4 protein-coding genes and 3 pseudogenes are annotated in these 7,270 nt (G+C 45.4%); 3 read left to right on the forward strand and 4 right to left on the reverse strand.

Annotated features, from left to right (window positions below):
- Positions 1-1,704: a ShlB/FhaC/HecB family hemolysin secretion/activation protein gene (locus Xvie_RS18340; RefSeq protein WP_086110608.1), complete on the reverse strand. Its 1,704-nt coding sequence runs from the start codon at positions 1,702-1,704 to the stop codon at positions 1-3.
- A 399-nt stretch (positions 1,705-2,103) separates the two neighbouring features.
- Positions 2,104-2,820: pseudogene (locus tag Xvie_RS18345) on the reverse strand (conjugal transfer protein TraG N-terminal domain-containing protein).
- 76 nt (positions 2,821-2,896) lie between these two features.
- Here Xvie_RS18345 and Xvie_RS18350 point away from each other — a divergent pair.
- A pseudogene (locus Xvie_RS18350) lies at positions 2,897-3,231 on the forward strand (DDE-type integrase/transposase/recombinase); the annotation flags it as partial.
- A gap of 885 nt (positions 3,232-4,116) precedes the next feature.
- Here the strand turns inward: Xvie_RS18350 and Xvie_RS18360 are convergent.
- A complete protein-coding gene (locus Xvie_RS18360) occupies positions 4,117-5,136 on the reverse strand; it encodes a RepB family plasmid replication initiator protein (RefSeq protein ID WP_086110609.1) in 1,020 nt (339 codons plus the stop codon).
- A 502-nt stretch (positions 5,137-5,638) separates the two neighbouring features.
- On the opposite strand from Xvie_RS18360, the gene Xvie_RS21740 reads away from it, so the two are divergent.
- Positions 5,639-5,803, forward strand: a complete 165-nt coding sequence (locus tag Xvie_RS21740; RefSeq protein WP_167376314.1) for a hypothetical protein — start codon at positions 5,639-5,641, stop codon at positions 5,801-5,803.
- Positions 5,804-5,807: 4 nt separating this feature from the next.
- Positions 5,808-6,077 carry a ParB family protein gene (locus tag Xvie_RS21745; protein WP_167376315.1) on the forward strand — a complete coding sequence of 90 codons (270 nt, stop codon included), beginning with the start codon at positions 5,808-5,810 and terminating at the stop codon, positions 6,075-6,077.
- A gap of 295 nt (positions 6,078-6,372) precedes the next feature.
- Here the strand turns inward: Xvie_RS21745 and Xvie_RS18370 are convergent.
- Positions 6,373-7,114, reverse strand: a pseudogene (locus Xvie_RS18370) (IS110 family RNA-guided transposase); the annotation flags it as partial.
- Positions 7,115-7,270: the final 156 nt, after the last annotated feature.

Below are 7,270 nucleotides of genomic sequence, written 5' to 3' on the forward strand. Positions count from 1 at the left end.
TCAGTACTGCCAGTTCAGGCTGAAATTGACGTGGGCAGGGTCGGTTTTAAACCCATCCGGTTTGGAGAACGGGGTACCGACCGACACGTCATAAGCCAGATTCGCTGGGCGGATATGGCCTTTCAGACCGAAAACACCCCCTGCCAGTGTGCGCCCAATAATCATTTCTGACCCATGTCCGCCCACCCGGCCGTAATCCGCCCCCAGATAAAACTGTTGATCCGGCACTGGGGTCTGCCATGACAGCGTATTACGCAATGCCCAGCCCTCATCAGCACTGAGTGTACGTTCACCATCAAAACCACGCACCGTCCAGCGACTGCCGATACTGAATTGATCCTGTGGTGTCAGCGGGGTGTTACTCCATTGCTTCTGGTATTCAATCTTGTGCTGAAAGGATTGGTTGCCCAGCTTAAATGGCGTATTCAGTGCCACCGACAACTGGATAATTTCTGATTTTGCCGTGGCGTAGTTTAAGGAAGATTTATCATTGCGCTCTTCATGCGCAGGCAGTGCACCAAACCAGCGGGTGCCTTGCTGGTAACGCACTCCGGCATCCAGTACGGCGGCACCGACATAATGGCGGTGACCCAGCCCCAGGCTCCAGCTGCTGGTGCGGCGTTTCTGGTTATCAATTTCGGTCTGTTTCATGAAATTGCGGGTTTCGCGCACATTCACGCCATAAGTTAATGTGGTTTTTGAACTGGCATTACGATGCAGGACACGGCTTAATTGCGCGTTCAGGCTGCGGCTTTTTCCGCGATATTTGGCATCCCCGTTGAGTTCCGGTACGGTTTGCATATAGTTATATTTGCTGCCGGTGACCGCAAACTGCCAGTAACCGAACGGCACCGAATAATGTGCGGTATAGTTGGTGGAATCCTTGCGGTGGGAAAAAGCCAAATCACGGCTCAGAGAGAGATAAAACAGATCACTCAGCGACATCGGGTTATCCAACGCAAACATCAGCCCGCCCTGCGTCCGTCCGGTGGTTTTGGTACCGCTGTTATCCACCCAGGCACCCACATGCCAGAAACGCGACTGCTGGCGTTTAATCACGATATCGCTCTCGCCCAGCTGCTCACCCGGCACCAGCTCCATGGATGCCTGGACATTTGGGATGCGCTGGAGGTTTTCAAGGCCTTGCTCGATATCCCGCAAATCCAGCACATTGCCGTGATGGGCAGGCATAGCGGTATACAGCGTCGCGTATTTATCCGACTCATTGGTATAGCGTACCTGCCGGATTTTGCCGGCGACAACATTGAGTTTCAATTCACCCTGACTCAGATCCTGCTCTGGTGCCAAAATGCGGGTTGTCACCCAGCCGTGTGAAATCAGCCGGTTCTGCATATTGCTCATCAAAACACCAATCCCCTGCGCACCCAGGCAGTGCCCCTTAGCCTGTTCGGCCAGCCGTTGCAGCGGCACCCAGTGCGGCAAGTCTTCCCGACCGGATAAGGTGACGTTATGGATCACAAAACAGGGGAATTCTTGGGGAAATTTCGGGGCAGACACAGAGGTTGTCTCATCTGCGGCTGAAAGCCGCACCGTCGGTGTCTTTGCCTCCAGGCGTTGCTCTAACGCTTGTTGTTGCTGTTTTTGATGAATAAAGGGTTGATCATCTGCCTGCACAGGCTGAATAGAGAATACAGCCCATCCGGCCAACCCTGCGAACAGATTGCTGCGAGTTACCGTTGCCATAATTGAACCAGTCGGATACTTAATTATTATTGAATGATGTTGAAAGAAATATGAGAGAGGGTAATTATGGTTAAAGATGTTTTATTTTCAACTCATTCGATCAATGATTAACCAAAAAGACCATAATTAAGACTAATAAACTATGAATACGCAACAAAATGGCAATTAATTAACATCTATTAAACATGTTACGTATAACATTAAGCATATTCATCTGCATTTTTCATGTCCAAAAAATAAAAGCCCGACAAATATGATTAGAAAAAAATAACAAATAGTGCGTTTTTCAGAGTATTCTGACGGAGCAGCGCTCCCCCGATTTATGACAAAAAACGTGTCTCACTATTTTCCCTTCGACAACATCTTCTGCATCACCATCTGCCCGAACATGCCAGCTGACTACCTGACTGGCCCCACGCCCTGACTCATCATGCCCGCCATATCGCCCATTCGCACACCAGCCCAGGCTAGTGCACCCAACCAGATCATCGGCAGGACAATAAACAACGTACCCATCACCAGCCCCATAATTAAATCATCCGAAGTGTTCTGAATGCCGGCCAGATTAAACAAACTGTGGGTTTCTGAACCGTACAGAGCTTCCAATAAATAGCTGTCCAGCCAGCGTGTGGTTTCCCACCAGAACGTCAGGAAATTAAAAGCGCAGTTGCCGCAGATCCGGCCGGCAGGGAATAGAGGCCACTACCGCCTGTGTCAGCCCCTTTGATAACCGGTGCACGGCCGCCGTCTGATTATTCAGGCTGGACATCACCGGCGCATAACCACTTTTATCTGGCGCTTTCTATGTCCAGGTGCCACAGCCTTTGGCGCGGGACTGGTCATACTGGAGGGTTGTCAGGCTGACATTGATCAGTGGCACACAACAACCATCATGAAGAAAGCGCAATACAAGGTGTTTTCAATCCGGGCAAGCGACTGTAATCTACTATTACCTGCTTCTTCGCCACACTCCCGCACTTTCAGCCAGACCGCAATCACTTTTATCACTAAAGGCAGCGTAAACAGCCCGGTGGCAATCAGTATTCGCCATAATCCGTTATTGACTATCCAGCCGAGCAATGTCAGAAAATATTCCAGATAGCTGTTGGTCGTCATCTTGTTCCCTCAATATTTCCTGACAGGGCATATTCACCCAGTAAGATAAACAGCAGGCTGGTCACCATCACTCGTATCAGCGTTGCGCTTCTTTCGCAAGACGATTCACCACCATGCTGAGCCTGAGGTCGTGACCCTTGATAAAAGTGGGGCGAACACCACCGCACTGGCTACGCTCAATGCCGATAAACCCGAAGAAGAAACCATCACCATTATGCAAAGCAAATACCTCAATAATCTCATTGAGCAAGATCATCGAAACATTAAACGTCGGATACGGCCGATGTTCGGCTTCAAATCATTTCGCCGGGCCCAAACGATTTTAGCGGGATAGAGCTCGTTTCAATGCTGCGTAAAGGGCAATATTTACAACCAGAAGGGAAGGTATTGTCACCGGCAGGGAGGTTTTATCGATTTACTGAGCAAATAGTAACCAATTCCACATTTACTCAGACTTTCTCTGTTAATGCGACAGAACCCTTGAATCTCTGTTACGCCATACCATACCACTTCTATTTTTAAAATACTGGCTGTGGATATTCATTTGCGCTCCTCATGTGAAATCAGAAATAGACAGAATAAGGAAATAATTACGGCATCACCTATCATGCAGTATTTTGCATTTGAACATCTTCTGCCGCATCTCAAAGAGATCAGCAAACCAATATGCGAGGTAGCACGTTAATGGATAAAGCGCTCCCTAACTCAGCGGAGAAACAAGTCGGTTTACGCAAATTGCTAGAAGCTAAAGATGCGCGGGTTCGTGCAGCGTTATAGCACTGCACAGCTAAAAAGATTATCGGATCTGTTTGTAATATCAATTGATGATCTGACCAACGACGACTATAGAGAGTAGCGTTTCAAAGTAACCTATATACGACCACTATAGAAAGAACCGCAAATGAAATTCTCGAATCAACTCTCTATAGTGGTCATTCTCAACTGACGTTATCTATTGATAGTTACCACATACGTGTACACTCCTGCAATCAGCAACAGCTTTCAATTACAAACAACTACACATACGAATTTAGCGTAAGATCTTTCCGTATAAGACTACTATAGAGAGCAAATATGATCTTTATAGTAACCAACACCAACAGCCCATTCGTGAGGAACATCAATGATGGTGTTACAAGCGCTATGAGAAGCAAGTAAGACGTTATACCGTCTTTACAGTTACAATGTCACAATGCAAGCCTATAGGATAAAAATAACCACTATAGAGAGATAGCTCACTATAGTGGTTATCCTTTTTACCTCTATATAGTAGTCGATAAGGAATTAACCTTATGATTACTTAGCTTTTCTTAGCTTTTCTAGTAACTCTAATTCTTCACGAGTAAGTTCGGCCAAGATAGTATCTCCGGCGTTTTTACTCTCTATAGTGGTCTTACTCTTTCTTGCGGTCTTTTTACCAACCGTTTTAACAGGCTTAACCTTTTTAAGTTTCGGCGTTCTTTCGTGGATCATGAAGTAAACCGAATTCCCTTTCTTAGTTTCGGTAAAGTCGAGATACCCAATTTCTTTCAACTGCTCCATAGCCCGACGAACGGTAGCATTCTGAGTGTTCACGCGAGATTTTAGATTTAAACGCTGTCTAAGCCTCGCCAACGACACCGGAGCTGGATTTGATGGCAAACTCTCAATGAACGTATAAAGCGCCTGAGCACTCTCTTTACGGGATAATTCGTTGATGGCTCGTAGCTGCAATAGAACCTTATGGTCGAACTGGTACAACTCAAAAATTTTTGGATCGGCTTGTAACGTAACCGTATCTTTCTGCATATCGTAGTAGGCTGACTGAACCAGATGGGTATGATACGCTTTTGTATCATTGGTAAACGAGAGTGTTGTGGAGACAATACGCCGCAAAGATTCGTCCAGTCTCTCACGTAGTCGTTTTGATGAGCGGGATGAGGGAATACCGCACAGCTTGATAAAATCAACAAACTTCAACGTGACCTTATCACCGATAACCTTGTGCTTGGCAAATGAATGGATCACACCGACCCACGTTTTGAAGTCATTATCCATATCAAGCCGTTCGCCAGTTATCTTGATATTCGTATAGCCCTCAGATTTAGCGAGTGATAATTGTTTCAATTCATCAGTCGCATCCATCGAAGTCATTAGGTTACGTTTACTGCGATTCGTCGATTTAAGAGTTGGTACAAACAATCCGAGGCGCATTAAAGCCACTGGCTGAACTGTATTGTTCGTGTTTGGCCTTAACGTGACTAACTCACCTGTTTCTTTTTTCACCTCTGAAAAAGCTTGAATTAATTCCTCGTTAAATAAGGTATTTTCAGGCAAAACAGTCCCCTCTCAATTGAATTAATTAGGCTCGTTTACTCATCATAGTAGTCTATTATTATTGCCGATAGTGGTCATGTCACACTCTATAATGGTTTATTTACTCCTCATAGTAGTCATTTAACTCTTCATAGTGGTCAAATAATGATGAATCTATTTGATATAAAAAAGAAAACAAGAACAAAGATCTCTAAGTACTTATAGAACTCTTTTGTGTTTATGTATTATGATCTAGCTTGTTAATACGTAGAAAAACCAAAACAATCTCCTTGTGGATAGAATTTCCCTTTACTCTCCATAGTAGTCATAGTTTCTTCCTACAGTGGTTTTTTTACTTTCTATAGTAGTCATAGAAGCTTATGATAGTGGTTGAAATACTCGTTATAGTGGTCACAGATCCAATCTTAGGTCTTGTGTGATAAGGGATTCCAGCTACAGGGATCTATTTTGATCTTAAATAGATCTCTTAGGGTCTTATTATTAGATCTATCCTGTGGAAAACATGAGAAACCCACTGTTTGATTACACCTTTACACCTAATCCGTTGTTAGCCAAAATCTCCGATGACGTTATCGCGTTGGATTGCAAAACGCTGCAGGGAACGCTCGACAAAGCCAATAGTGTTCCGGCTCTCCATCTGATCAGTCGCAAATCAGCTCTGCTTTAGTCAAGTGAAAGTCTCGGATAAATCGGACGAGATCACCGCGATCCCTAACCTACTAGTCTTGCTGGATGAAGAGAGAACTTCAGACACGGTGAAAGATACAGTAATGGATATGTCCAAGAGCGTAAAACTCTCCTATAAGCCACAACCCGTAGAAAAAACCGAAGTAGTAACACCTCTGAGTGTCTTTATAGATAAGCGTATTTATGCTCGTCACAAGGAGAATACCAAAAACAGAATACTCATTTATGAATTTGCCCGTCTTGATAAAAGATAACAATTGCGGATTACATTATATTTATATGAGCACTTCCCGTTTGCGAAGCACTGGGCAGTAAAAACGAAATAGTCAGTTATAGCTTTATATTCGACCTTCTTGCAGAAAATTATCTGCGGGCCACGATAAGATCCACGTATCTGCGCCTTATTTTCCTCACGAGCTTTAAGCTCAGAATGTAATTCAGGTTTGGCAGATACCGATCTGACCTGTCTTCGTTATCACCATCCGTTACCAGCGCAACCTTTTAGTGTTCACCCTTTTGTTAAGTGTTAATATTTTACAGCTTCAATCGTTAATATGGCCTGATACTAACGTAGTCTTTTTGCCACTCGCGGTTGTGCGCGATAACTGCCCATATCGTTCGAGCCAGGCTCATTAGCAAGCAGCATGACACCCCCGAGCACCCTGTATCAGAAGAGTCCGAACATACTTATCTCCCCGTTTACTGATACCCAGTAATTTCACTCGTCCACCTGTTCCCGTTTGCTTCGGTATTAGCCCCAGGTAAGCAGCCAGCTCCCTGCCATTCCTGAATACGCGGCTGTCTCCCATCGTTGCCACAGCAGCTGTCGCAATGAGCACACCAACCCCCGGAATTTTCAGTATTTTCTGGCAAGCTTTATCTTGTTGAGCCTAGGCCTTTAGGCGTTTCTCAATGTCATCAATCTGCTTATCAAACCAGGATAATCGCTCCCACTGTTCCCGTAGCATTTCTACAGCAGTCGTTTCTCCAGGCGACCTAATACCGCCGACATCGCCTTATCCAGCGCGGCACGTCCTTTTCTGACGGTTTCTCCAAACTCCAGCAGTAATCCATGCAACCCATTTATCTGAGCAGTCCGGTATTTCACCATCTGATGACGGATCTTATGCATTGCCAGTACAGCCTGCTGTTCTTCCGTTTTCACCGCAACCGACTTGCCAGGCTGTTGAACGGCCAGCCAGATTGCACGTGCATCCATAACGTCGTTTTTGTTGCCCATCACAAATGCTTTTACGAACCTGCCTGGCATCAGGCGCACCTTGTATGCAACTGGATGACGTGTTTTGCGATATCTAATCCCACCGGTATACAATTCATCTCATGGCTTCTTGTATCTTGAAACCCGTGTAGAATAAATAATTACTGGGTTTAGCAAGGTTCATGTAGTCCGATGGATCCTTGGGCTTTGAAGCCCGCACTGGAGCAA

It is taken from the genome of Xenorhabdus vietnamensis, from assembly GCF_002127535.1.
Classification (GTDB): Bacteria; Pseudomonadota; Gammaproteobacteria; order Enterobacterales; family Enterobacteriaceae; genus Xenorhabdus; species Xenorhabdus vietnamensis.

Bases quoted from the DNA above. Each gene is read 5' to 3' on its own strand.
- Xvie_RS18340 (WP_086110608.1), bottom strand. From the start codon at position 1,704: ATGGCAACGGTAACTCGCAGCAATCTGTTCGCAGGGTTGGCCGGATGG.
- Xvie_RS21740 (WP_167376314.1), top strand. From the start codon at position 5,639: ATGAGAAACCCACTGTTTGATTACACCTTTACACCTAATCCGTTGTTA.